General features: G+C 73.5%; 21 protein-coding genes and 1 riboswitch. Of the genes, 7 read left to right on the forward strand and 14 right to left on the reverse strand.

What is annotated here, in order from left to right; translation table 11 throughout:
• Window positions 1–17: 17 nt before the first annotated feature.
• From AC5WAM_RS02035 to AC5WAM_RS02045, 3 genes are all read right to left on the reverse strand, one after another.
• Window positions 18–1,742, reverse strand: coding sequence for an acyl-CoA dehydrogenase family protein (locus AC5WAM_RS02035; RefSeq protein ID WP_495521308.1), 1,725 nt, complete (start codon window positions 1,740–1,742; stop codon window positions 18–20).
• Window positions 1,743–1,809: 67 nt separating this feature from the next.
• On the reverse strand, window positions 1,810–2,367 hold the full coding sequence (locus tag AC5WAM_RS02040; RefSeq protein WP_138965352.1) for a PadR family transcriptional regulator: 558 nt from the start codon (window positions 2,365–2,367) through the stop codon (window positions 1,810–1,812).
• Between the two features lie 102 nt (window positions 2,368–2,469).
• The gene (locus tag AC5WAM_RS02045; protein WP_495521309.1) at window positions 2,470–3,432 is read right to left on the reverse strand and encodes an SMP-30/gluconolactonase/LRE family protein; all 963 of its coding nucleotides are present in this window, start codon (window positions 3,430–3,432) and stop codon (window positions 2,470–2,472) included.
• 136 nt (window positions 3,433–3,568) lie between these two features.
• Here AC5WAM_RS02045 and AC5WAM_RS02050 point away from each other — a divergent pair, with 136 nt between their 5' ends.
• A complete protein-coding gene (locus AC5WAM_RS02050; protein ID WP_495521310.1) occupies window positions 3,569–4,483 on the forward strand; it encodes a cobalamin-binding protein in 915 nt (304 codons plus the stop codon).
• Window positions 4,484–4,511: 28 nt separating this feature from the next.
• Here AC5WAM_RS02050 and AC5WAM_RS02055 read toward each other — a convergent pair whose 3' ends face one another.
• The 4 genes from AC5WAM_RS02055 to AC5WAM_RS02070 all read right to left on the reverse strand — a co-directional run bounded on the left by AC5WAM_RS02055 (window position 4,512) and on the right by AC5WAM_RS02070 (window position 11,315).
• A complete protein-coding gene (locus AC5WAM_RS02055) occupies window positions 4,512–4,919 on the reverse strand; it encodes a (2Fe-2S) ferredoxin domain-containing protein (RefSeq protein WP_366794610.1) in 408 nt (135 codons plus the stop codon).
• 63 nt (window positions 4,920–4,982) lie between these two features.
• Window positions 4,983–5,104, reverse strand: a riboswitch (cobalamin riboswitch).
• Between the two features lie 80 nt (window positions 5,105–5,184).
• Complete coding sequence (locus AC5WAM_RS02060) at window positions 5,185–6,405, reverse strand: cytochrome P450 family protein (RefSeq protein WP_495521311.1); 1,221 nt, start codon at window positions 6,403–6,405, stop codon at window positions 5,185–5,187.
• A gap of 255 nt (window positions 6,406–6,660) precedes the next feature.
• Complete coding sequence (locus AC5WAM_RS02065; protein WP_495521312.1) at window positions 6,661–7,902, reverse strand: MFS transporter; 1,242 nt, start codon at window positions 7,900–7,902, stop codon at window positions 6,661–6,663.
• Window positions 7,903–8,084: 182 nt separating this feature from the next.
• A complete protein-coding gene (locus tag AC5WAM_RS02070) occupies window positions 8,085–11,315 on the reverse strand; it encodes a bifunctional cytochrome P450/NADPH--P450 reductase (RefSeq protein ID WP_495521313.1) in 3,231 nt (1,076 codons plus the stop codon).
• A 310-nt stretch (window positions 11,316–11,625) separates the two neighbouring features.
• On the opposite strand from AC5WAM_RS02070, the gene AC5WAM_RS02075 reads away from it, so the two are divergent.
• Complete coding sequence (locus tag AC5WAM_RS02075; RefSeq protein WP_495521314.1) at window positions 11,626–11,874, forward strand: hypothetical protein; 249 nt, start codon at window positions 11,626–11,628, stop codon at window positions 11,872–11,874.
• Entirely contained in the window at window positions 11,871–12,620 is a 750-nt protein-coding gene (locus AC5WAM_RS02080; RefSeq protein WP_495521315.1) for a hypothetical protein, read from the forward strand. Before AC5WAM_RS02075 ends, AC5WAM_RS02080 begins: the two co-directional genes overlap by 4 nt.
• On the opposite strand, the gene AC5WAM_RS02085 is transcribed toward AC5WAM_RS02080, so the two are convergent.
• The 4 genes from AC5WAM_RS02085 to AC5WAM_RS02100 all read right to left on the reverse strand — a co-directional run bounded on the left by AC5WAM_RS02085 (window position 12,617) and on the right by AC5WAM_RS02100 (window position 16,963).
• On the reverse strand, window positions 12,617–14,125 hold the full coding sequence (locus AC5WAM_RS02085) for a hypothetical protein (protein WP_495521316.1): 1,509 nt from the start codon (window positions 14,123–14,125) through the stop codon (window positions 12,617–12,619). The genes AC5WAM_RS02080 and AC5WAM_RS02085 overlap by 4 nt on opposite strands.
• Before the next feature lie 127 nt (window positions 14,126–14,252).
• On the reverse strand, window positions 14,253–14,954 hold the full coding sequence (locus tag AC5WAM_RS02090; protein WP_495521317.1) for a GNAT family N-acetyltransferase: 702 nt from the start codon (window positions 14,952–14,954) through the stop codon (window positions 14,253–14,255).
• Between the two features lie 212 nt (window positions 14,955–15,166).
• Window positions 15,167–16,108, reverse strand: coding sequence for an SDR family NAD(P)-dependent oxidoreductase (locus AC5WAM_RS02095; protein WP_495521318.1), 942 nt, complete (start codon window positions 16,106–16,108; stop codon window positions 15,167–15,169).
• Window positions 16,109–16,297: 189 nt separating this feature from the next.
• A complete protein-coding gene (locus tag AC5WAM_RS02100) occupies window positions 16,298–16,963 on the reverse strand; it encodes a TetR/AcrR family transcriptional regulator (RefSeq protein ID WP_495521319.1) in 666 nt (221 codons plus the stop codon).
• A 279-nt stretch (window positions 16,964–17,242) separates the two neighbouring features.
• On the opposite strand from AC5WAM_RS02100, the gene AC5WAM_RS02105 reads away from it, so the two are divergent.
• The 4 genes from AC5WAM_RS02105 to AC5WAM_RS02120 all read left to right on the forward strand — a co-directional run bounded on the left by AC5WAM_RS02105 (window position 17,243) and on the right by AC5WAM_RS02120 (window position 19,959).
• Window positions 17,243–18,082 (forward strand): SDR family oxidoreductase, encoded by an 840-nt coding sequence (locus AC5WAM_RS02105; protein WP_495521320.1) that lies wholly within the window; start codon window positions 17,243–17,245, stop codon window positions 18,080–18,082.
• 267 nt (window positions 18,083–18,349) lie between these two features.
• On the forward strand, window positions 18,350–19,105 hold the full coding sequence (locus tag AC5WAM_RS02110) for a class I SAM-dependent methyltransferase (protein WP_495521321.1): 756 nt from the start codon (window positions 18,350–18,352) through the stop codon (window positions 19,103–19,105).
• A 138-nt stretch (window positions 19,106–19,243) separates the two neighbouring features.
• Complete coding sequence (locus AC5WAM_RS02115) at window positions 19,244–19,405, forward strand: hypothetical protein (RefSeq protein ID WP_366794598.1); 162 nt, start codon at window positions 19,244–19,246, stop codon at window positions 19,403–19,405.
• Between the two features lie 143 nt (window positions 19,406–19,548).
• Window positions 19,549–19,959: a hypothetical protein gene (locus AC5WAM_RS02120; RefSeq protein ID WP_366794597.1), complete on the forward strand. Its 411-nt coding sequence runs from the start codon at window positions 19,549–19,551 to the stop codon at window positions 19,957–19,959.
• A gap of 57 nt (window positions 19,960–20,016) precedes the next feature.
• On the opposite strand, the gene AC5WAM_RS02125 is transcribed toward AC5WAM_RS02120, so the two are convergent.
• The 3 genes from AC5WAM_RS02125 to AC5WAM_RS02135 all read right to left on the reverse strand — a co-directional run bounded on the left by AC5WAM_RS02125 (window position 20,017) and on the right by AC5WAM_RS02135 (window position 24,759).
• The gene (locus tag AC5WAM_RS02125; protein WP_495521322.1) at window positions 20,017–21,987 is read right to left on the reverse strand and encodes a GTP-binding protein; all 1,971 of its coding nucleotides are present in this window, start codon (window positions 21,985–21,987) and stop codon (window positions 20,017–20,019) included.
• 164 nt (window positions 21,988–22,151) lie between these two features.
• Window positions 22,152–22,805 carry a DUF5825 family protein gene (locus tag AC5WAM_RS02130; RefSeq protein ID WP_495521323.1) on the reverse strand — a complete coding sequence of 218 codons (654 nt, stop codon included), beginning with the start codon at window positions 22,803–22,805 and terminating at the stop codon, window positions 22,152–22,154.
• Between the two features lie 31 nt (window positions 22,806–22,836).
• Entirely contained in the window at window positions 22,837–24,759 is a 1,923-nt protein-coding gene (locus AC5WAM_RS02135; RefSeq protein ID WP_495521324.1) for a RiPP maturation radical SAM C-methyltransferase, read from the reverse strand.
• Window positions 24,760–24,780 lie beyond the last annotated feature (21 nt).

A 24,780-nucleotide genomic window follows, 5' to 3' on the forward strand; every position in this document is an offset into this window, starting at 1 on the left:
CTGCGTTCCCGAAAGGGTTACGGCGCCATCTCGTACGTCCCGGCCAGCGCCTCGACGCGGGCCCAGACGCGCGCCGAGCGGGCCTCGTCGACGACCGGGCGCCGGACCGCGCCGAGGGCCCAGTCCTGCTGCGCGGCGGTGGCGGAGTCCTTGCCGTGCAGCTCGACGGCGTACCCCGAGAAGTCCCGTACGAGGACGGCGAAGAGCTCGTCCAGCACGTCCTGCTCCAGGCCCGTCAGGCGCGCCTGCTCCAGGATGAGCTGGCCGTGCACGACGAGTGCGAAGAGCTGGCCGACGGCGAGGAGCAGATCGAGGTCGCGGCTCTGCTCCTCGTCCGGGGCGGCCGTGGTGACGAACGCGCAGAGCGCGTCGGCCTGTTCGCGGAAGCGAGCGACGTTGGGCACCTCGGCATACGCGTCGTAGGCGGCGCGCCAGTCGTGGAAGCGGATGGCGCCGAGGCCCCGGGCCGGTCCCTGCTGGAAGAGGAAGGCGTCGTCGGCCGCGTCCAGGCGGGTCGGCACGGGGGCGTACTCGGCCGGGTTCAGCAAGTGGTTGCCCATGAACTTCAGGATCAGGGCCAGGTTGACGTGGACCGTGCCCTCCAGCTTGGGCAGGCCCCGGATCTCGGTGGCGGCCTGGGCGAAGTAGGTGTCCTTCTCGAAGCCCTTGGCCGCGATGACGTCCCACATCAGGTCGATGACCTTCTCGCCCTCCGTGGTCACCTTCATCTTCGTCATCGGGTTGAAGAGGAGGTAGCGGCGGTCGTCGGGCCCGGCCGAGCGGAAGTAGTCCACGGCGCGGTCGCTGAACAGCTTCATCCCGACGAGGCGGACGTAGGCGTCGGTCAGCTCGCGGCGCACGTGCGGGAAGGCGGTGACCGGACGGCCGTACAGGATGCGGTTCTGCGCGTGCGTGACGGCCTCGTACATCGCGTGCTCGCAGATGCCGATCGCACCGGTGCACAGGTTGAACTTGCCGACGTTGACGGTGTTGAGCGCGGCGTCGAAGGCGGCACGGCCGGTGTGCAGGACGTCCTCGGCCCCGACCGGGTAGTCATCGAGGCGGAACTCGCTGACGTACTTCGAGGAGTCCACGACGTTCTTCACCAGGTGGTACGCCTCGTGGCGGCTGTCGGCGGCGAAGAAGACGTACGCGTCCGGGCCCTCCATGTCGGTGCGGCGGCCGAAGACGGAGACGAGGCCCGCGGCGTTGCCGTTGCCGATGTAGTACTTGGAGCCGCTGGCGCGGAAGCCGCCGTTCCCGTCGGGCTCCAGGAGCATGTCGGTGGAGTAGATGTCGGCGCCGTGGCTCTTCTCGGACAAGCCGAAGGCGAACACCTCGCCCTGCGCGAGGAGTTCGGCCGCGCGGGCGCGGGCGGCGGCGTTGTCGCTCTGCCAGACCGGGCCGAGGCCGAGGATGGTGACCTGCCACGCGTACCAGTAGTCGAGGCCGTAGAAGCCGAAGATCTCGTTGAGGGCGGCGATCCGGGCGGTGTCCCAGCGCTTGTCGCCCTCGCCCGCACCGGCGGCGGACGCCGGGGTGAGGAAGGTCGCGAACAGGCCCTCCTTGGCGGAGAACTCCAGGAAGTCCGCGAGCCAGGCGCGGGAGCGGTAGTCCTCGATCAGCCGGCGCTTGCCGCGCGCCTCGAACCAGTCGACGGTCGCACGCAGCAGCCTGCGGGTCTCGGGGTCGAAGTGGGTCGGGTCGTAGGTGTGGGGGTTGAACAGCAGCGCGTCGGCCATGGCCAGTCGCCTTTCCGGCTCGGGGGTCGGGGAGGTCGGGGAAGGGGGCGGGAGAGCTGGGGGTGCGTCAGCGCCGGGCGCCGAGCCGTTCGAGGGTGGCGATCACGTCGTCGAGCCAGGTGAGCGTCATCTGTTCGTACGCGATGCCGCCGCGCAGCACGACGTGCTGGAGCTCCTGCCCGTCGTCGAGCACCGCGGGTGCCTCGGGCCCGGTGAAGTCGCGCCGCTCCCCCGCGCGGTAGTGCGCGAGCCGGTCGGCGTGCGCCTCGCGGTAGCGCCGCACCTCGCGGATCAGCGCGGCCGGGTCGTCGAAGGCAGCGCCGCGGATCTTCACGGCGAGCTCGTGCCGGACGCTCTCGGGCTCGATCGGCTCGTGCAGCCAGCCCGAGAGCGCGGCGCGGCCGAGGGCCGCGACGGAGTACTCCTTCTTGTCGGGCCGGTCCTGCTGCGCCACCGCGCGGGCCTCGATCCAGGCGTCGCTCTCCATGCGCTTGAGGACGCGGTAGATCTGCTGGTGGGTGGCGGTCCAGAAGTATCCGATGGACCGGTCGAACCGCCGGGCCAGCTCATAGCCGGAGCCCGGCTGCTCCAGCAGGGAGACGAGGATCGCGTGCTCAAGCGCCATGCCCGAATCCTTCTATGCAACTCGTTGCATATACAAGCGACGCAGGGCAGGTGAGACACGGCTCACCCGGCCGCGCCGCGTTCCGCGCGGGCGGCGGGCGGGCTACGACGGGTCGGCGCCCGCGGGCACTTCGTAGATCTTCCCGTCGACACCTGCCCGGTAGAGCCTGCCCGCCGAGAAGCCGCGGTCGCCCTGGCCGTAGGTGACCTGGGTGGACAGGTGCAGGCCCGACTCCACGGCGCAGAGGCGGCCGTCCTCGACGCGCCAGATCTGGCCCGCGGCGTGCGTGGCGATCAGCGGTCGCCCCGTGCTGTCGAGGGTGAGCCCGTCCGGCAGGGCGAGGACGTCGGACGGGGCCACCGAGACCCAACGCCTCGGGTGGGCCGGGTCGTCGGCCGCGATGCGGTAGAGGCCGGGGGCCACGGTGGTCTGGATGACGTACACCTGCGTCCCGTCCGGGGACACGGCGATGCCGTTGGGCTGGGGCACCCGGGCCCAGGCGGGGTCGACCCTGCCGTCCGGCGAGACGCGGCCGATGTTCCGCCCGCCCAAGGTCGTGGTGTACACGGTGCCGTCGGGCGCGAGGGCCACGCCGTCGATGCCGCCGAGTCCGGCGGCGTACGTGGTGACCTCGCCGGTGTCCGGGTCCACCAGGAGGAGCTTCGAGGTGGGCAGCGCGTCGCCGGTGAGCGAGTGCACGAGGTCGTTGCCGGTGCCGACGAGGAGGCGGCCGTCCGCACGCACGACGATCCCGCCGTTCGCTCCCACGTCGCCGGTGAGGGGTACGGGGGTGCGGCCCGGCGCGTCGATCCGGTAGACGCGGCCGGTGAAGTACGCGGTGGCGAACATCCGCCCGCGCTCGTCCACGACGATCGACTCGACCCAGTCGGGGATGCGCGCCACCTGGACCGGCGCTCCCCGCCCCGGGGCGGCACAGGCCGGTGCCGCGGACGCGGGGGCGGGTGCGAGCACACCCGCGGCCGCGGCCAGCAGGGCCAGCGACGCGATGCCGCGGCCCGGCCCGCGCAACACTCCGCGCGGCCTCCGGCTCACCTTCAACGTCATCGGTTCTCCTCCGTCGTCGGGTCGTGTGCCGGGCGAAGTATCAGCTCCGGGAGCGGCGAGCACCACCGTCTGGAGGTGTCGGCTCGGGCACACCGGTGGCGGGCGCGGGCGGCGGCGCACGCCGTAGGGTCGGCACATGCGCATCGTGTCCCTGCTCCCCGCCGCCACCGACGTCGTCGCCGAACTCGGCCTGCTGGAGGGGCTCGTCGGGCGCACCCACGAGTGCGACTGGCCGCCCCGGGAGGCGGCGGCCGTCCCCGTGGTGACCGGTGCCGATCTGGACCAGGACGCCTTGAGCAGCCGTGAGATCTCCGACGCGGTGGGCGGGTCGGCGCACTCCGGGTCCTCGCTGTACTCCCTCGACACCGAGGCGCTCGCGGCCCTGCGCCCCGATGTGGTCCTCACCCAGGACCTGTGCGACGTCTGCGCGGTCTCGTACGAGCGGGTCAGCCGCACCGTGCGGCTCCTGGACGCGGACACCCGCGTCCTGAGCCTGGAGCCGCGCACCCTCGACGACGTGCTGGACTGTCTGGTCACGGTCGGGGCCGTGCTCGGGGTGCGGGGGCGCGCCGCGTCGCGCCGGGACGAGCTGCGCGCCCGCCTCGACCGGGTGCGCGCCCTGACCGCGGGGCGTGCGCGGCCCCGGGTGGTCGCGATCGAGTGGCTGGATCCGCTGTGGCCGGCCGGGCACTGGGTGCCCGAGCAGATCGCCGCCGCCGGGGGCGAGCCGCTCCTCGCCGGGCCCGGCGAGCACACCGGGCCCATGACGTGGGACGCGGTGCGCGCGGCCCGGCCCGACGTGCTGCTCGTGCTGCCCTGCGGCTTTCCGCCCGAGCGGACGCTGCGCGAGACGGGCCTGCTCACCCGGCTGCCCGGCTGGTCGAAACTGCTCGCCGTCCGGTCGGGGCGCGTCTGGGTCCTGGACGGGCCCGCGTACTTCAACCGGCCGGGGCCGCGCGTGGTCCGCGGGGCGGAGGTGCTGGCCCACGTCCTGCACGGGGTGGGCGCCGGGGCGGCGGTGACCGCGGGCGAGGCGCGCCCGCTGCCCTGACCCGGGCGCGCCGCCCCGGCGCGGTGGTTCAGGACACCGCGCGGCGTCGCGGCGGGGTGAAGGCGTACAGGTCGAGGATCTCCGGCCGCGGAGCGACGCCGGGGCCCCCGGCGCGGACCCAGGCGACGATGTCCTCGGTCGCGTCCGCGTCGTTGACCAGGCCGAGCCACACCGGCCGGGCACCGGCCGCCCGGCCCTCGGCAGAGGGCTGGACCACGATGACGTTGGCCTGGTCGCACACGTCCAGGCAGGCGGAGACGCGTACGGGTGCCTCGGCCCGCAGGCGCGCGGTCTGTGCGGCGTGGTCGACGCCGGTCACCTTCGGACTGCCGCAGCAGCAGTCTCGGCAGACGACGACCCGGCAGGGCGCCGGTCCTGTGGCCGTGTCATGACTTCCTGCGGTGCCGGACGACTTCCGGGCCGGTCTTGCGGGCATGCCGCGTCCTGCCTCTCTCCGGGGAGATCCGCCCCGGTGTTGTGCGGAGGAGGCGACCGCGTGAGTCTCCTGGCTCTCGGGTCGCCGCTCGTCCCGGCTTTCCCACCCCCTGCGGGGCGGTGGCCGGTCGGGACGCGCTCGCCGATCACAGTGGCGGGACCGCGCCGGATTCACACCGGCTTCCTCGGACCGCCGTCGCCTTGTCGTCCGTCATCATTCCATCCGACTGCCCTCAGCTGCCCGGGGGTCCCGCTCCGGGACCTCGTCAGCCGCCGTACAGGGTCACCGGCAGGGCCTGGACGCTGTTGCTGACGAAGGACGGCAACGGCACCAACTCCGCGCGCGGCACGGCGAGCTCCATGTCCGGGAACCGCCCGAACAGGCCCGGCAGCGCGATGCCCGCCTCCAGACGGGCCAGGCCCGCGCCCAGGCAGTAGTGCGGGCCGTGGCCGAAGGAGAGGTGCTTCGGACGGGGCCGGGCGATATCGAACTCCTCGGCGTCGGGGCCGAATCGGTCGGGGTCCCGGCCCGCGGCCGCGTACGAGGCGAGGATGGCCTCGCCGCGCGGGATCACCACGTTTCCGACGGGGATGTCGTCGAGGGCGTAGCGCAGCGGGAAGTGCGCGACGGGCGGGTCCCACCGCAGGGTCTCCTCCACCACGGCGTCCCACGGCCGTTGCCCGGTGGTGACGGCGGCGCGCTGCTCGGGGTGGGTGAGCAGCGCCGCCGTCGCGTTGGTGATCAGGTTGAGGGTGGTGCCGTGGCCCGCGACGAGGACCAGGGTCAGGGTGCCGATCAGCTCCGGCTCCGAGAGCCGGTCGCCGTCGTCGCGCGCGGCGATCAGATGGCTGGTCAGGTCCTCCCCCGACCGCTTCCGCCGGTCGGCGACGAGGTCGGCGAGGAGTGCGTGCAGGCGTTGTTGGGTGGCGAGGGTCTCTTCGGGCGGGGTGACGCTGCTGGTCAGGCTCGCGGAGAGGTTCCGGAAGTCGTCGAAGCGCTCGTCGGGCACGCCGAGGAGGTCGCCGATCACCGCCATGGGCAGCGGATAGGCGAAGTGGCGGCGCAGGTCCACGGGATCGGTGCCGCCCTCGGCGAGGGCGTCGAGGAGGCTCTGGGTGATCGCCTCGACGCGGGGCCGCATCGCGGTGACGCGCCGCGCGGTGAAGGCCTGCGCGACGAGGTCGCGCAGCCGGCGGTGTTCCTCTCCGTCGGCGGTGGTCATGCCGCGGTTGGTGACCATGCCGATCAGCGGCCAGCCCTCCGGCACCTCCCCCGCCCGCAACGCGGACCAGTGCGCCGGGTCCTTTGCCGTACGGGGGTCCGCCAGGAGTTCCTGGAGGAGTTGGTGGCGGGTGAGGACCCAGGCGGGCAGTCCACCGGGGAGCCGCACGCGCACGGCGGGGCCGATCGCGCGGAGCCTCCGGTTCTCGCCGTGGAGGTCACCGGCGCTCGCGTCGAGGCGGAAGGGAGGGGGTTGGCTGTCCACGGGTCACCTCTGGCTGGGTCGACGAGGGAGCGAGCGTGGAGCGTGTGCGGGGACGGGCGTGGCGCGGGCGTGTGCTGTGCGCACCGTGCGCCGCACGCGGTGTGCGCCGTGCACGGCGTACGCGGGCGCCGTGCGGGGCGGCGTACGCGGAGCGGCCACTGGATCGTACGGTTCCGCGCGAGCCCGGAGAAGAGCGCGCGCGACGCCCGTGCGACGGTCCGTGGGGGCGTGCCCGGCCCGGGGCCTGACGGGTGTTCAGCCCGACGTGGCCGCGGGAGCGGGCTCGGCCTCGGTCTCCGGTTCCGCCTGCCGTGCGCGGTCGGCCGTGGCGCTGGCGACCGTCATCCGCAACGGGGGCAGGGACGCGACGAAGGTGCCGAGGGCCAGCAGGACGCCGAGCACTCCGGCGCCCGCCGTGTCGAGGACGGCGCCGACGGCCAGCGGCCCGATGCCGGTGCCCAGCGCGCTCGCTCCGCTGAGGGAGGCCACCAGGCGTCCGCTCGGGTCGAGGAGCGCGGCGGCCGCGAGGGTCTGTACCAGGACGGCCAGTTGGCAGGCCTGCCACAGGACGGCCGCGACGATGAACAGCACCGGGTCGTGGGTGAGCACCAGGGCGGCCATCGACAGGGCCTGTGCCGTGATGAAGGCGGCCAGGGACCGCGTGCGGCCGAAGCGGCGGGCGGCGGCGGGGCCGAGCACGGCGCCGACGAGGGCCACGACACCGGAGACGGCGAGGACCACCGACACGGCCGAGGGCGACATGCCGGTGTGTTCGCGGCCGAAGACCGAGGCGTACGCCCAGGCCCCCTGGGTGACGGCCCACAGCAGCGCGATCCCGCCCAGCAGGACCCATGAGGGGGTGGCCGCGTCGTTCGGCGTGGCGGCCGGGGCGGGCGCCGCCGGGGCCGCCCCGGGCTGCGCGGTCCCGCTCGTGGTCGGCCCGTCGGGAAGGCCGCCCACCAGGGGCCAGGCGAGCAGGCAGCACAGCGCCATGACCAGGAAGCCGGTGCCCTCCCCCACGCTGTGGTTGGCCGCGGGCACCGCCATGATCAGCAGGGCGGTCACGGCCACCGTGCCCGCGATGGTGGCCGCGGACGCCTTGTCGGCGTCGTCGGTGGCGGCGATCGCCGCCGTGGCCGCGGCGTAGACCGCGCCGAGCCCGCCGCCGATGACGAGATTGGCCAGGATCAGCGTCGGCAGGTCGCTCGCGGCGGTCGCCCCGACGAAGCCCGCGAGGCCGACGGCGAGACCGGTGCGAGCCATGCGGACGCGGCCGGGGCGCGCGGCCCGCGCGGCGAGGCGCAGGGTGACGAGCGCGGTGGCCATGAGCTGGGTGGCGCCGACGAGTCCCGCGCCGGAGTCCCCGAGCGCGAACCGCGAGGAGAAGTCATCGACGAACAGGGGCATCAGATTCGCCCCGCCGTTGCCCAGGGTGGCTCCGGCGATCAGGGCGACGGCGACGCCGAGGGTCAGGGCGGCCGTCCCGCGCGCCTTCACCGACGCCCCCGCGGGGTGCGGTCGGCCACAGGTGCTCGGCGGGTGGTCGGGGGTGCGACAGCCATGGGGTTCCCATCGGTCGGAGGTGCGGGATGAAGGGGTGCGGCCCGGTGGTCACGGGTGCGCCGGGTGGGCGTGCGTGACCACGGAGCGGGGCGGGTGCGGCAGGTGGGGCGGCGGGCTCAGCCGGTCCAGACGTCCTCGACGTAGCGGCCGGACTCGGTGAGCCCGGTGAGCCAGGCGGCGGCCTCGGCGTCGGACGCGCCGGTGTGCTCGCGGTGGACGGCCATGAACGCCTCCCGCACGGCGGGGGCCATCCGGCGGCCGTCGCCGCAGACGTAGACCCGGCCGCCCGCCGTCAGCACGTCCCAGACCTCGGCGCTCTCCCGGGCGATGCGGTCCTGGACGTAGCGGGCGCCGTCCTCGGGAGCCTGGGAGAAGACGGGCCGCATGCTGACGGCGCCGACCGCCTCGGCCGTCTCGAACTCCTCGCGGTGCAGGTAGTCGACCTCGGGGTGGTCGCAGCCGAAGTAGCACAGCAGCGTGCCGGTGGACCCGGTGTGCAGGCGGTCGAGCACGGCTCCGCGGAACGGCGCGAGGCCGGTGCCCGCGCTGACCAGGATGACCGGGACCGCGTCGTCCTCCGGCAGCCGGAAGGACTCGCCGCACGGGAGCACCCTGGCCCGGACGGTGTCCCCGGCCCGCACGGTCTGGACGTAGTGCGAGCCGACGCCCTGGAAGGTGCCCTCGCCCGCGCGGTGGGGCGCGGCGAGCAGCGACACCATCAGGTCGATCTCGCCGGGCGCGGCCTGCGCGGAGGACGAGATGGAGTAGTGGCGCGGGCGCAGCACGGGGAGGAGCTCCAGGAAGCGCTCGAAGGGCAGCTCGCAGGCGCGGTAGCGCTCCAGCAGGTCCAGGACGCTGAGCCCGGTGGCGGTGACCCGCTCGCGGAAGGCGTCGGCGTCGAGTCCGGCGAGTTCGGCCAGGGGGCGGCGCTCGGGCGGGCAGGCGGTGTGCTCGGCGAGGACGGCGACCTGCTCGGGCGTGGCCGGGGTCTGGAGCTCCACGAAGTCGGTGAGCAGCCGGCGCAGGGTCAGCGGCCGGTCGACGGGCAGGGTGTTGCGGGCGCGGCGGCGGGCGCTCAGCCGCACGGTACGCTCCGGGTCGAGGCCGAAGCGGGCGGTGACCCGCTGGACGAGCGCGTCGGGGTTCTGCGGCAGGACGGCCAGGTGGTCGCCGGTGCGGTAGGTGACGCCCATGGGCAGCTGCAGCTTCAGAAAGCGCTTGGAGCGGCCCAGCTCGTGCTCCATGTCGACGAGTTCGTACGCGTCGAGCACGTCCATGGGCTGGACGCCGTGCCGGGCGGCGAGTTCACCGGTGACGCACGCGGTGGCGTCCTGAAGCTCGTACAGGCCCTGCGGCTCCGCGGCGTCGGGCTCGGGGCGCGCGGCCTCGCCGTCGGCGGCGCCGTAGCGGTCGAGCAGGGCCGTCCACAGGTCGGTGCTCCAGCGGTCCACGGTGCCGGCGAAGTCACCGGAGGCGTCCGCGGCGCCGCGCTCCAGGAGCGGGGTGGCACCGGCGGCGGTGAGCCGCTCCTCGATGAGGGTCGGTACGTGCTGGTAGGTGGCGGCCCAGTTGCGGTCGCCGACGCCGAGGACGGCGAACCGCAGGCCGTCGAGGGCGCCGGGCTCCAGGCCCTCCAGCCAGGTGACGAACTCGGCGGCGTCGTCGGTGGGACGGCCGTTGTAGGAGGCGGCGACGATCACCACGGGGCCGTCGGCGGGGCTGAGCCTGCCCGCGCGGTCGTTGAGGGGGGCGACCTCGGTGGTGAAGCCGTGGTCGTCGCCGTCGGCGGCGAGGTCGTGGGCGAGTCCGGCGCAGGTGCCCAGGTTGGAGCCGTGCAGCAGGGTCAGTGCGGTCGCGGTGGCGCGGCGGGCCGCGGGCCGGTCCTCGCTGACGGGCGCGCTGCTCGCGGCGGCGGGCAGGCGCCGCTCGTCGCTGGTGCGCCGGGCCAGCTTGAGGGTGAACGCGTCGGGCTTGAGGGTGAGGGTCTGCTTGATCTCCAGCTGGTAGTCGGTGTGGTCGAGCAGGCGGTAGCGGTGGACCAGCAGGCCGAGGAGCAGGGTGGCCTCGTGCAGGGCGAACTGGCGGCCGATGCAGGCCCGTTCACCGCTGCCGAACGGCTTGAAGAGGTGGACGGGGCGGGCCGCCTCGCGCTCGGGCGTGAACCGGTCGGGGTCGAAGAGGTCGACGTTCTCGCCCCAGGCGGGGTCGCGGTGCAGGGCCGGGGTGAGCACCATCAGTGTCTCGCCCTTGCGCACGGCGTACTTGCCGCCGATGACGGTGTCCTCGATCGGCTCCAGGGCGAAGGCGGGCGCGGTCGGCCACAGCCGCAGGCTCTCGTTGAGCACCTGGCGGAGGTAGCCGAGCTTGCCGATGTCGCCGTACTCGGGCGCGGGCGCGTCCGTGTCGCCCCACAGCGCGTCCACCTCCGCCTGCGCGCGGGCCAGGACCTCGGGGTGCTTGGTCAGGTAGTAGAGGGCGAACGACAGGGCGCCGCTGGTGGTCTCGTGTCCGGCGATGAGGAACGTGATCACCTGGTTGCGGATGTTCACGTCGTCCAGGGGTTCGCCGGTCCGTGCGTCGCGGGTGTGGAGCATGCGGCCCAGGAGGTCGTCCGTGCTGGTGTCGCCCGATGCCCTGCGCTGCCGGATCACCTCGTCGACGAGCTCCGTCATCAGCGCGGCGTCCTTGCGGAACTGCTCGGTCTGCCGCCAGCGGAAGACCTCCGTGCCCGGGATCGACTCGCCCTTGGTCTGGGTGTGGGCGAGCGCCCTGCTCATCGCGTCGACGAAGGGGTGCGCGTCGTCGCGCAGGAACGACTCGAAGTCGTAGCCGAATCCGCAGAGTCCGATGGTGTCGAAGGTCAGCCGGGTCATGTCCTCGGGCACGTCCACCGGGCCCTCGCCGGCCACCCGGTCCCACTTGGCGATCAGCGACCGGGCGACGTCCAGCATCGTCGCGTGGTAGCCGCGCATGGCTCCGAGCGAGAAGGCGGGCATCAGGATGTCGTGCGCCTTCTGCCAGTTGGCCTCGTGGCGGAAGGCCGTGAAGAGGCCGTCCCCGGCGATCTCCCTGATCTCGACGAGGTCACTGTGCACGTTCTTGCGGAACCGGGTCTCGTCCGCCAGCTCGGCCACCAGGTCCAGACCGCCGACCATCACGGTCTCGGAGCCGAAGGCGCGGATCCGGAACACCGGGCCGAACTCCTTGACCTCCTTCATCAGATGGACGAGGCCGTCGGCCCCGCTCGGGATGTCGAGGGCGTGGCCGATCAGGGGGAGCGCCGGACGCTCCGGGATCGCCTCGGCCGTCGCCGTGGAGGTGAGGTCGGGGGTGGACGCGTGAGTCATGAGGGGGCCTTTCGTTCCGCACCGGCAGTCGCTTGATCATTAAGATACACACGACTTTGTCATCTGACCATGTCGCTTGATTGTGTTGAGTGACACGGTCGCTCGGCTGAACTCGGCGGGCGTCGCGGGCGTCGAGGGGTCCTCGCCCGCGCCGGCCCACGCGTAGACCGGCCCGCCCGGGCGCAGGCACGACGTCCGGGCCGTCTGGCGTAGCCCGGTCGCCACCGCCTCCTTCGACTGTGGCGCCGCGCCTACGCTGGCCTCCCGGCGCACCGGCACTCGCGCGGTGCACGCCGGTCAAGGGGGCGCAATGGGGGGCAGGGGCGCGGTGGGCCTGATCGCGGCGGTGATCGGCGCGGTCGGCATGATCGTGGCGGCGTTCATCACGGTGTCGGGGCAGGACGGCGGCGAGCAGCGCGGTCCGGGGACGATCGTCCAGACCAATCAGAACGGCAACAACCAGGCGTGCATCGGCCAGCACGTCGCCTGCGACTCGGGAGCGACATCGAGCGTCTCGACCACGAACCGGCCCGCGTCTCAAGGGAGTTCCGGCGGATGACGGGAGCACCGCGCCGCACCGCCTCGGCGGTGCCGCTGCTCTGTCTGCTCGTCCTCCTCAGCGGCTGCGGCGGCGACCGAGGGGACGCGCAGGGCCAGAGCAACAAGAACGGCAACAACCTCGCCTGCAACGGCCACAACGTCCAGTGCGTCAACGGCACCCTCATCGTGTCGCCGCCGCCCGTGTCACCGTCGTCGTCGCCCTCGGCGTCGCCGTCCCCCTCGGACAGCGCGTCGTCGTCCGCTTCCCCGTCCCCCGACGAGCCCACTCCCAGCCGTACGCGTACGCCGTCGTCCACGGCGGACGACGGCGGGGGCGGCTCCGACGGCGTCGCCGCGCGCCTGGACCGCGCGCCCCGGGCCGTGTTGCAGGGGCCCGGTCTCGGCTCGCTGCGCATCGCCCTGCTCGACGTGGACGCGCCGCAGCCGCGGTGGAGCACCCTGGGCATCGGCGCCCGGCAGCTGCGTGCCGCCGGGGTGGGCGGGGTGCTGTTCCGGTTGCCGTTGCCGGTCCCGGCCACGGTGCACGTCGACACCTCGCAGGCCGCGGACGACGTGGAGTACGTCTTCTTCGACGGCAACGGCCTGCGCCTGGGCACGCAAACGGCCGCCGGGTGCGCGGTGCTGTGCCCCTCTTTGACGCAGAACCTCGTCACCGTCCCGCAGTACCAGCACCTCCTGGTGACGGACGCCGGGCGCAGCGCGGGCTGGCCGCTGGGTCAGCGGTACGTCTACACCAACGGCTAGGGCGTGCCCGCCCCTCCTGGCCTGAGCTCTGCCGCCTGGGTCAGGCCGCCCGCCGCACCGACCAGCCGGACGAGGTCCTCGTGGAACACGTCGTCGTGCGCGCCCCGGGGCGGGCCGCCCGCGCGGATCAGTTCGGACGCGTCGACACCGACGTACCCCGATGACGGCAGCACGCCCTCGGTGAGCGCGTCGGCGAGGGTGAGCGCGGGGCTGCTGTCAATGCCCTGGATCCCGTCGTAGCCGAGCGCGCCCCAGGTCCGGCCGGCGCCGGAGAGGAGGGCTCCGTCGCCGATCCTGCGGCAGGCGAGCGGGAAGAACAGGCCGAGTTCCAGGTCGTGGTGCGAGTAGCAGCACACGACGGGTCCCGTGACGCGCCGGTGCAGGCCCGCCAGCGCTCCCCCGCCGCTCAGTTGGGGCAGGTGCTCGGCGAACGCGAAGTGCGACAGGGCCGCCTGGAACAGGCACAGCGAGGCGACCCGCTCGTCCGGGCCGAGGCCCCGCACGGCGTAGGCCACCAGCCGCGCGCCCGCACCGTGGCCCACGAGGTGGATCCGGGTGTCGGGCAGGCCCTCGCCGAGGGTCCGCAGGAGCGGGGCGAGGGCGCGCTCGCCGATGAGTCCGGCGTGCCTCCTCATCGCGTACGACGTGACCTCGCACAGCAGTTGGTGGGCGCCGTCCCACACCCGGTCCGGCCTGCGCTCGGCGTGCGGGTCGCGCAGGGGGCGCTCGCTCGGCGCGAGGGACTCGGGCCGGGTCAGGCGCTCGGTGGGGTCGTCGGCGGGGCGCGGCCCTGCCGTGCCGGACTCGCTGAGCGTGCCGTGCTCGGAGACGTCGGGTGCGCCGGAGCCGGTGTGTGCCTCCTCGAACCGCTCCGGGCTGCGGTTCTCCACCCGCTCGGTCTCCTGCCGGGCCACGTCGAGGGCCTCGGCGAAGCCCTCGCACACCTGGGTGGGGCTGTCGATGAGCATGGCCGGGTCGGTCTGCGGCAGGACGTTCGCGCCCAGGTCGGTGCCGTAGGCGTGCAGCGGGGTGTCCAGGGGCTGTTCGACGAGGCGGCGCAGGGCGATCCCGACGTCGTCCAGGGCGCCGTTCCTCAGGGGCCGTTCGCCGAGGAGGCCGAGGAGCCCGGTGAGGGTGTCCCCGCCCTCGGGGAAGACGCGGTGCAGCCCGGCGACGTCGGTGTCGGTGAGCCGCCCCGCGCGGCCGTCCTCCGGCCGCGCGAAGCACATGCTGGGCCAGCGCACCCCCACGAGTCCCACGCCGTCCGTGACATCGGCCTGCGCGAACAGGGCGCGGCAGTGCGCGTCGACCCGCTCCGTCAGCTCGGGCTCGTGGTGGGCGGTGTGCGCGAGCACGACCAGGTGGCGCACGTCGGCCTCGCGGGCCGCGCCCGCCACCCGGTCGCCCTGTCGCTCGTCCACGGCGTCGCCGTGCGCGTCGAAGGCGACGTCCCACCACGGAGGCGCCGCTTTGGCCTTGCCCCGTGTCTCCCGCGCTTCCCGCATGGGCCCCCCTGCCGTCCCGCGCCACCGTGACGCGATGTCCCGTGCACGGCGGGTGCCCCTACGGGGCGGGGCTACGCACGGCTGCGCGGGGCGGCGGCGCGCTGGGGGCCGCGGCTCCGGCACCAGGTCACGGGGTGCGGAAGCCCTGGAAGGTCACGGGCCTGCGGGTCGCGAAGCCGAGCCGCTCGTACAGGGCGATCGCGCCGGAGTTCGCCTCCGCCACGTGCAGGAACGGCTGCTCGCCCCGGGCCAGGATGCGGGCGGCCAACGCCCTGACCAGGCGGGCCGCGTGGCCCTGGCCGCGGGCCTCGGGGGCCGTGCACACGGCGCTGATCTCGGTCCAGCCCGGGGGCCGCAGCCGCTCGCCCGCCATCGCCACCAGGGCTCCGTCCACGCGGATCCCCAGGTAGGTGCCGAGTTCGACGGTGCGGGTCCAGAACGGCCCCGGTTCGGTCCGCTTGACGAGGTCGAGCATGTCCGGCACGTCGTCCGGCCCCAGCTCCGCTATCGCGACGTCGGACGCGGCACCCGGCTCACCGGGCGGACGCCCGCCGGGCCAGACCATCTGCCGCCCCTCCAGGACGAAGACCGGCTCCCAGTCCGAGGGCGCGGGCGCCGCGTTGCTGAACATGTCGGCGAAGCCGTCGCTGCCGAGCAGCCGGGCCAGGTCGGCCCAGTCCGCCGGGTCGGGCTCGGTGGGCAGCGCGCAGAAGGTCGTGACCTCCGGCAGGTAGGTGGCGGCCTGCCCGAGCCGTCGGGCCAGATGCGCGTGCGTGCCGAGCAGCGACTCGGCGACGGGGTTGTCGAGCACGGTGGGATCACTGTTCACGCGCCTGATCCTTGCATCCCGGTGCCTCGCGGCCGCATCTAGGTGCTTTCCGGCCGCATGCGGGTGCCGCCTGGCCGCATGCAGCTGCCTCCCCTGTTGGTGCCTCCCGTCCGCGCCTGGGCGCTTCCCCACGCATCGAGGTGGCTCCCCGCCGCATCGAGCTGCCTTCCCGCCGCATCGAGGCCGGGAGCACGGCCCGCTCTCGCGTGCGCTCACGGGCCCGGGTCGACGCCGGTCAGGTCGCGGCTGGCGTCCCACAGCCCGGCCGCGACGGCGGTGTCGGCGAGTTGGCTCCACACCTCTTCCTGCCGAGGGGTGCCGCGCAGGCCGAAGCGGCGCGGCCCCCACAGCTGCCCTCCGCGCACGGCCGGGTCGAGGACCGCCCGCACCGCGGGCCAGGCACCGGCGTGCTTGCCCTGGACGAGCAGGGCGGCGGGCGCCGCGCCGAGGCGCGCCCCGAGGCCGCGCGCGTGGACCGGTGGGCGCGGCGGGGTGAGGGCGTCCAGGGCTCCGCCGGGGTGAACCACCACGCTGCGCACCGGGCTGCCGACGGCGCGCAGGCGCCGGTCGAGTTCGAGCCCGAAGTGCATCTGGGCCAGCTTGGACCGTCCGTAGGCGCGTGCGGCCCGGTAGTCCCGCCGGGACGGGAGGTCGTCCAGGTCGAGGCGTTCCGACTTCGCCGCGAAGCTGCCGACGGTCACGACGCGTGCCGCCGGGGCGGCCGAGAGGAGCGGCAGCAGTCGGCCCGTCAGCGCGAAGTGCCCGAGGTGGTTCGTGCCGAACATCAGCTCATGGCCGTCCGGCGTCTCGCGGCGCGGCGGGTGGTCGAGGGCGACGCCCGCGTTGTGGACCACCGCGTCGAGCGCTTCCACGTCCAGGGAGTCCGCCACCGCGCCGAGCGAGGACAGGTCGGCGAGGTCCAGCCGGACGGCGCGCACCGCCGCGCCGTGCACGCGCGAGCGGATCGAGGTGAGGGCCGCCTCCGCGCGTCGCGGGTCCCGGCTGCCCAGCACGACGGCGGCTCCGGTCGTGGCCAGTTGCTCCGCGATGAAGTACCCGATGCCCGCGTTGCCCCCGGTGACCAGGAAGACGCGGCCCTCGGCACGCGGCGGCCGGTGCACGTCCCAGGGCGGGGCGGAGGGTGTTCCGGTCATGGCGTGAGGCTCCCTGTCGGTCCGACGCGACGTGCTGGTCAGGGCCGTTCCCGAGGGAGTGGCCGACAGTCACCGTGCCAGCGGGCACCGACACATCGCCGACTCCGGCCCCGGGGGCACCGACATTCCGCCGACAGGCGGCGCTTCGGTTCCCGGGTCGGAGCGGCGCCGTGGGGGCGCCGGTGCGATTCAGCGGGTGGGGGTGTGCAGGATGCCGTTGATCAGGACCTCCAGGGCCCAGGTGTCGCGGTCTCCGGGAGAGAACAGGGCCTGCCGCAGGGAGGTGATCATCGGGTACCGGTCGGCGGGCAGGGCGGCGTAGCGGCGGTCGGCCGCGGCGATGGTGGACTCCTCGTCGGAGCCCTTGGTGTGGTACGCGCTCTCTTCGGTGGCGGCCGCGGCGGTGTGGAGCCAGAGGAGGTCGACGGCCCAGGCGGCGGCGGTGTCGTCGAGGCCGGCGTCCTTCAGGAGGGCGAGCATGCGGTCGAGGACCAGCAGGACGTTGTCGCCGGTGGGGATGGCGCCCAGGGCGACGGCGGCCAGGCCCTCGTGGCGGCTCATCGCCTCGACGGCCGCGGCGATCAGCGCCCGCAGCTGTTCCCGCCAGGTGCCCTCCCCGGGCGGCCGGACCTGTCCGAGGGCTTCGTCGAGCATGGCGGCCATGAGGTCGTCGCGGTGGGCGACGTAGACGTAGAGCGAGGCGGGGCCGGTGTCGAGCTCCTTGGCGACGCGGCGCATGGTCAGCGCCTCCAGGCCGTCGCGGTCGAGGATCTTCAGGCCCGTGCGCACGATGACGTCGCGGCTGAGAGGGGCCTTGGCGGGCCGCGCGCGGCGGCTGACGGGCTGCGTGCTCATGGGGAAACCCTAGCCCGAAACGAACACCGTTTGACACGAACGCCGTTCGTTACCTACCTTCGAAGCGAACGGTGTTCGTGACGAATGGCATTCGCCCCGTCTCTCCAGAGCCCCTGCCCTGAGGGCCGCCGCTTTCACCACGGCCTGCGTGCACACCCCCGGCAAGCCCATGGCCGCGATCACCCTGGCCCGCTGCGGCCTGGCGCCCCCGCTACCGCGCGCCGCCCGCCCCGCACACCCCTGACCCACCCCACGAACCAGTACGGAAAAGGCAGAACCATGTTCCTGATCACCGGAGGCCGCGGCGCGGTCGCCACCCATCTGACCACCCTGCTCCACCGCGACGGCCTGCCCGTCCGCGTCGGCTCCGCCCGCCCCGAGGACCTCACGCCGCCCGCCGGAGTCGAGACGGTCCGCCTGGACCTCACCGACCCGGCCACCTTCCCCGCCGCCCTGGAGGGCGTCACCGGCGTCTTCCTCTACGCCTCCGCCGACCGCGCCAGCGACTTCGCCGGCCTGGCCCACCGCGCGGGCGTCACCCACGTCGTGCTGCTCTCCTCCGCCAGCGTCCTCGGCCCCGACCCCGCGGGCGACCCGCTCGCCAAGTCCCACTTCGACGTCGAACAGGCCCTGCTGGCCTCGCCGATCACCACCACGATCCTGCGGCCCGGCTCCTTCGCCTCCAACGCCGGCGGCTGGGCCTGGGCCATCAAATCCGGCAAGCCCGTCAGCCTGCCCTACCCGCACGCCCACAACGACCCCATCCACGAGTACGACGTCGCCGAGGCCGCGCACGCCGTCCTGACCGATCCCCGCCACCGAGGCGGCCGGTTCACCCTCACCGGCCCCGCGTCCCTCACCTTCGCCGAGCAGATCGAGCAGCTCGCCGCCGTCATCGGCCGCCCGATCCCGGTCCACCACGCCACGCGCGAGGAGTGGAAGCGGGAGACAGCCGGCCACATCCCCGCCGTCTACGCCGACACCCTGCTGAACTGGTGGGCATCCCACGACGGCGAGCCCGTACCCCTCACCGACACGGTCGAGCACCTCACCGGCCACCCCGCCCGCCCCTTCACCACCTGGGCCACCGACCGCGCCGCCGCGTTCACCACCACCTGACCTTCCTCACCCTCCTCGACCTGCACAGCCGGAGCACAGGCCGCAGTGACGCCCCGTCACTGCGGCCTGGTGCCATGACGCCTCCGGGCCCGGCCCTCCGCCCCGACGGAACCTCCAAGATCGACAACATAAATGCCCACTAGGTTGGCCGATAAGCCAAGCATTCGCGAGGTTCCTAGGAACATCCATGCGGCATATGCAAGATGGAGGGAATTGTTCGAGGCGCGGACAGGACCGCCCCGGCAGGCCCGAGAAGCGAGGTCACCCATGGTCATGCGCACCTACGACGGCAGCGCCACCGGCCCCGGCCACGCGTCCTTCCGCCGCCCCGACGAGCGCATCGCCCGTGTCGTCGCCCGGGCCCTCGGTGACGCGCACAGCGTCCTCAACGTCGGCGCGGGCACCGGGTCGTACGAGGCAGCGGCCCGCACGGTCACCGCCGTCGAGCCCTCCCCGGCCCTGCGCGCGCGGCGCCCGGCGCGGCTGGCGACCGCCGTCGACGCCGTCGCCGAGGACCTCCCCTTCGCCGACGGGCAGTTCGACGCGGCGATGACCCTCTTCAGCGTCCACCAGTGGTCCGACCCCGAGGCCGGGCTGCGCGAGATGCGACGCGTGACCCGCGGCCCCGTCGTCGTACTGACCTGCGACCCCGCGCGCGTGTGTGACTTCTGGCTCTACGAGTACGCCCCTGACGTGCTGGAGGCCGAAGCCCGCCGCTACCCCGCGCTGCACCGCCTCACGGCCGCGCTCGGCGGGACCACCACCGTCCGGCCCGTGCCCATCCCGCTGGACTGCACCGACGGCTTCAACGAGGCGTACTACGGCCGCCCCGAACTCCTGTTGAACCCCGCCGCCCGTCAGGCCTGCTCCGCCTGGAGCTTCGTCGACGACCGCGCGCGGCAGGACTTCGACGTCTCCCTGCGCCGCGCCCTGGGGTCCGGCATGTGGGACGAAGCCTTCGGCGGGCTGCGCGGCCGCCCGACCTATGACGGATCGCTTGTGCTCCTGCGGGCCACCCCCTGACCAGGGCGAACGACGGAGGCTGACCTCTCTTTCGGACCGGCCCGCGCTGATCGCCGCGCCACCCCCCGCCGCCTCCTGCCGCCGGAGGCGCTTAGTAGGGTGTTGGCCGCGACGACCAGTAGAAACGGACCACAAGACGTGCATGCTCCAGAGACCACCGCGCCCATCTACGACCTGCTGATAGCCGAGCGGGGTGACGTGGTCGCCATCGCCGCCCGCACCGCCGAGGAGACCCAGCGCGAAGCCGACGCCATGCTGGACTTCGGTTCCGTGACCGGCCGCCGGAACGGCGAAGCGTAAGCAGAACCTCCCCGTCCGTCTCCACCTCTTTTGTCCGGCAGGACGTGAGGGGGCTGCCGGACAATTGCGCGGACGGTGGACTGCCGCTCACAGACCCACGGGGGCCTGTGCATGCCATATCGGCAGAACACCGAGGGGACATCATGCGAACCAAGAAGCGCCTCGTACTCGCGACCGGCCTCATCGCGCTCAGCGCGGGCCTCATCACCCCGGCGGCCGTCGCGACGCCGGAGCACCGGGCGCCCGCCGCCTCCTGCCTCGGCGGCGCCTGGAAGTACGACAAGGCACCCGGGGAGATCGACGCCCCGCCCGGCGCGGCCTACTACCGCACCACCAACCGGTGCGCGGACATCCAGGTCAAGCCGAGCAACGGCACGGTGCTCAAGCTGTGCTACCTCAAGAACCACGACCAGAACCAGGTGGTCTGCAAGGACGAGGTCAACGTGCCGGGCGGCAGCTGGAAGGTCCTCGGCACCGACTTCAAGGACGGCGTCGAGTTCTGGCTCCGCTTCAGCAACGCGGGCGCCCACAAGACCGGCCTCGTCGCCGCCTGACGTCTCCGTGACCCGGGAGCCCCACCCGTCTTCGGCGGGTGGGGCTCCCGGCGTCGCTCACATCCGCCGGTGCGCGTGCAGCAGGTACTCCTCCCGGTGCAGCGGGTTGTGGTCGGTCCTGGCCCGGACCCGTGGACGGGGCGTCGCGCGGTAGTGGCCGAAGGACGTCTCCAGGACGCCCTCGCCACCGGTGAGTTCGGGCAGCTCCCGCTCCAGGCCGTGCACGTGGTCGGCGGGCAGGTGACCCTCGACGACGAACGCGTCACCGCGTGCCGTCGGCGTTCCCGGCAGGGCCCGGTGGCGGGCCAGGGCGAGCACCACCTGCGCGTAAGCCTCCTGCGGGACCTCCAGGACGAAGCGGTGCATCGGCTCGTGCACGACCGTCCCGGCCCGGCGCAGCGCCGCCATCAGGACCAACGGCGTCAGCCTGCGGAACGCGCCCGCCGTGCTCGTGATGCTGCAGAAGCCCGAGTGGGTCATCGTGACCACGCAGTCGGGCACCCGCCAGCCGTACAGCCCCTGCTCCAGCGTGGCGTGGACGGTCTCCTCCACGGCCCGCACATAAGCGAGGGGCAGCGAACCCAGCTCGACCGCGAGGCGGAAGACGACACCGCCGCCGACCGGCCCCGGCTCCACCCGCAGCCCCACCGTCGCCCGGAAGGGGTTGTCCTCCTCGCCGAGGACCTCGTGGGCGGCGCCCGTGCCGGTGACGCGCTCGACGCAGATCGGCGTCGTCCGCCGGAAGTCGACCGCCAGGTGCTGTTCGGCCAGGCTCGCCGCGAGGACCTCCTTCTGCACCTCGCCGTAGAGGGACACGGACAGCTCCCGCCCGTCCGGGTCCTGGCGCAGTCCGATCAGGGGGTCCTGTTCGGCGAGCCGCGTCAGGGCCAGGTGCAGCGCGCCCAGATCGGCCGGGTCGACGGGCACCACGACGGTTTCGAGGGAGGGCGGCGCGAAGACGTGGTCGTAGGGGCGGCCGACCGGCGGCGTGCCGATCACGTCCCCGATGCGGACCGCCGCGAGCCCGCGCAGCGTGGCGATCTCCCCGGCGCACGCCGAGGCACGGCGCTCAAGCCCGCCCCGGTCGAAGACGGCCAGGTCCGTGACCTTGGCCGTGGCGGCGCCGACCGCGACGCGCTCGCGGACCGCGAGCCGCCCGGAGAACAGCCGGGCGTACGCGATCTTCTCGCCGCTCTCGCCGCGCTCCACCTTGAACACCCTCCCCGAGAGGGGCCCTTCGGTGTCGGGGTGCTCGGCGGGCAGCAGTTCCTGGATGCCCCGCACGAGTTCCTGGATGCCCGCGCCAGTGATCGCCGAGCCGACGTACACCGGATGCACCCAGCCCTTCCGGGCCTGTGCCACCAGGGCGTCGTGCAGGCGCTCGTACGGAACGGAGGCCTCGTCCGCCACGTACGCGGCGAGCAGGGCGTCGTCCCGGGCGGTCAGGACGTCGAGGAGTCCGCGTGCGAAGGGGCCGTCGTCCCCGGTGAAGGCCGTCACGCGGGCCGTGGGTGTGCCGAGGCCCGCGGTGACGCGCCCCATCGGGACGGTGGGCACGCCGAGCCTGCGCCCGGCCTCGCGCAGGACGCGCGCGTCGTCGGCGCCGCGCCGGTCGGCCTTGTTGATGAAGATAAGGGTGGGGATGCCGAGCCGCTTCAGCGTCCGCATCAGGACGCGCGTCTGCGGCTGTACGCCCTCCACGGCGGAGACGACGAGCACGGCGCCGTCGAGCACGCCGAGGACCCGCTCCACCTCGGCGATGAAGTCGGGGTGGCCGGGTGTGTCGATGAGGTTCACCGAGACGGCCGAACCACCGCTGCCGAGGCGGAAGTTCACCACCGCCGACTTGATGGTGATGCCGCGACGGCGCTCCAGGTCGAGCGAGTCCGTGTGGGTGCTGCCCGCGTCGACGCTGCCGATGGCGTCGATCGCCCCGGCCTCGTACAGGAGCCGCTCGGTCAGGCTCGTCTTGCCGGCGTCAACATGCGCCAGGATCCCCAGGTTCAGCGTGCGGTGCGTGGTGCGCACAGAGCGTCATGTCCTTCAGGTAGATGACTGTTCCTTTCGTCTGGGACATGGACGTTCCGCGCATCGCCGTCTCCTTGATCTCGTGGGCTGCTCCGGCGATGGTCGCACCACGGGCTCGGGGCCGTCGACCGGATTTTCCGGCGCGGCCCCTCCTCCGCTCTCGTTCAGATCGCGATCGACTGCTGCAGCCAGCGGCTCACGCGGTAGGGGATCCACCAGGCGTACGGACCCACGTCCAGGACGAGCTTCTCGCCCCGGAAGTCGTCGAGGGCCGCCCGCGGGACGCTGTCGGCGGGCGCGCCGTAGTCGAGGAGGTCGATGGCCGTCGCGTACTCGGGCTCGTCGGCGGTGAAGCGGCGCAGCTCGCCCCAGCGGCGGTCGCGGATCTGGATGAAGCCGGGCCCCTTGCGCCACAGGCATTTGCACAGGTAGTGGCCGCGCCGCCAGGTGCGCAGGGACGCCTCGGCGTCGGTGGGGCCGTGCAGGGAAGCGGGCGGCTGGAGGTGGCTGAGCACCCGCCAGCTCTCCCCCGCGTCCCGGTCGAGCAGCAGCTCCCACTCCACCATGACGGCGCGCGCGGTCAGGTCCCGCACGAGGCTGAGCCGGTGCAGGGCGGCCGCCGGGTCGGTGGCGGCGGTCAGGTCCACGGGGGCGGGCAGCCGCACCCGGCGCGCGCCCAGCTCCCACAGGCGCGCCGCCTCGCCGCGGGCCGGGCCCGGCAGCGGCACCTCGCCCAGGAACATGCCGGGCAGCGCGCACGCGTCCGGGTCGTAGTCGCGCCAGGCCAGGAGCGTGGGCGAGGTGAGGGTGGCGGTCATCGGGCTCCTCCTGGTCGGTCGTTTAGGCGGGTCAGGCCGGCTCGGGGACGGCTTCGGGGTCGGCCGCGCCGTCCTCCGCGTGGACGTGCCGCATGAAGTCGAGGCGCAGCAGGTCCTCGTTGACCGCGGCCGGGGCGATGTGGACGTACTGGCCGGCGTCCGCGAAGACGATGCCGAGGGCGAGCCAGGAGTCGAGCAGCCGCTGCAGCCGCTCCTCGTCGACGCCGCTTCCGGGGACGCGCGAGGCGGCCTTGCGGGTGAGCGCCTGGAGGGTGTGCGGCTGGTCCAGGAGGCGGAAGACGGCAAGCTCCAGGGGGTCGCTCAGCTCCATGGCGCGCCAGGCGAAGGCGCGCCTGCGGCTGACCAGGACGATGCGGTCGCCGTGGTCGTCGTGGGTGAGGCGGGCGTCCGTGTGGTGCTTCTTCCAGTCGGCGAGGGCCGCGTTGAGGGCGCTGACGGTCTGCTCGCCGATGCCGCGGGCCGGGGCCTCGAAGACGTACGCCATGCCGTACAGCTCTTCTTCGGGCAGGTCGTAGGTGAAGCGGTAGTGCGCCTCGGGGCGCAGGCCGGTGAAGCCGAGTTCGGGCCGCTCGAAGTAGGGGCTGAAGCGTTCGATGGCGATGCGGGCGGAGAGGTCGACCGGCGGGTCGAGGTGTTCCAGGGCGGGGATCTGCGCGACGACCGGGTCGTAGTCCTCGGCGCTCTCGCCGGGGAAGCCGTGCAGGTAGTTCCAGGCGACGGACAGGCCGGTCTCGGCGCCGTCGCGGAGCATCCGGACGTTCTGGCAGCCGCTGACGCCCTTGTCCATCAGGTCAAGGACGCGGCTGTTGAGGCTCTCGATGCCCGGCTGGACGTAGATGAGCCCGGCGTCGGCGAGGGTGCGCAGCTGGCTGCGCTTCATGTTGGCCTTGATCTCGATGTGCAGGCGCAGGTCGTAGCCGCTGTCGATGATGCGGGGCAGCACGGTGGTGAGGTAGCGCATGTCGAGGATGTTGTCGACGACGTACATGTCGAGCACCCGGTGGCGGCGGGCCAGTTCCATGATCTCTTCGTAGAAGGTGTCCGGGCTCTTGGAACGGAACTCCATGAACGAGCCGTTGAGCCCGCAGAAGGTGCAGTGGTGCTTCTCGCCCCACCAGCAGCCGCGGGCGCCCTCGACGACGAGCTTGGGCTCCACCCAGTTGCGGGCCACCGAGGCGGCGAGGCGCTCGAAGTAGCCGCTGTAGTCGGGCGGCAGGATGGCCGCGGGCGGCAGCGGCCGGGTGGCCATCGGGTTGGCGATGCTCGTGCCCGAGGCGTCGCGGCGGCACAGGCCGGGCACGTCGTCGACGGCGGCCTTCTCCTTGAGCGCGGTGAGCAGCTGCGGGAAGGCGCCCTCGCCCTCGCCGCGGACGACGTAGTCGACGAAGGCGAAGTTGCGGTGCACGGCGGCGCCCTGCTCGCCGTCGCAGTTGGCGCCGCCCATGACGGTCACGACGTGCGGGGCGAGTTCCTTGACCCGGCGGGCGGCGGCGAGCGCGGCGGTGTTCTGCTGGAAGGTGGAGGTGAAGCCGACGACGTCGGGCTCCTTCGCCACGATCTGCTGGGCGATCATCTCGACGAACTCGGGGACGACGCGGTGCAGTTCGCGCGTCATCTTCATCCGCGCGGCCTTGAGCTTGCCGGTCATGGTGGCCGTGAACTCCTCGTCCCGCCACTGCGGGTCGTCGTACAGGGCGGAGGAGAAGACCCAGTCTCCGCAGCCCATGAAGTACGAGGAGAGGGCGTAGTACTCGTAGTCGTCACCGGTGAACTCGGTGCGTTCGGTGATCCAGTCGGTGAAGGCGAGGTTGGCGTGCAGCACCTCGGCGGTGGCGCCGGGGACGCGCTCGTCCACGCTCCGTTTGAGGATGCCCAGGGCGAGGGACGGAAGGTCGATGGGCGACCAGGGCATGTTGACCAGCAGTACGCGCATGGGCGCTCCTCCGATGGTGGG

This window comes from Streptomyces sp. JLYT201 (assembly GCF_059448825.1).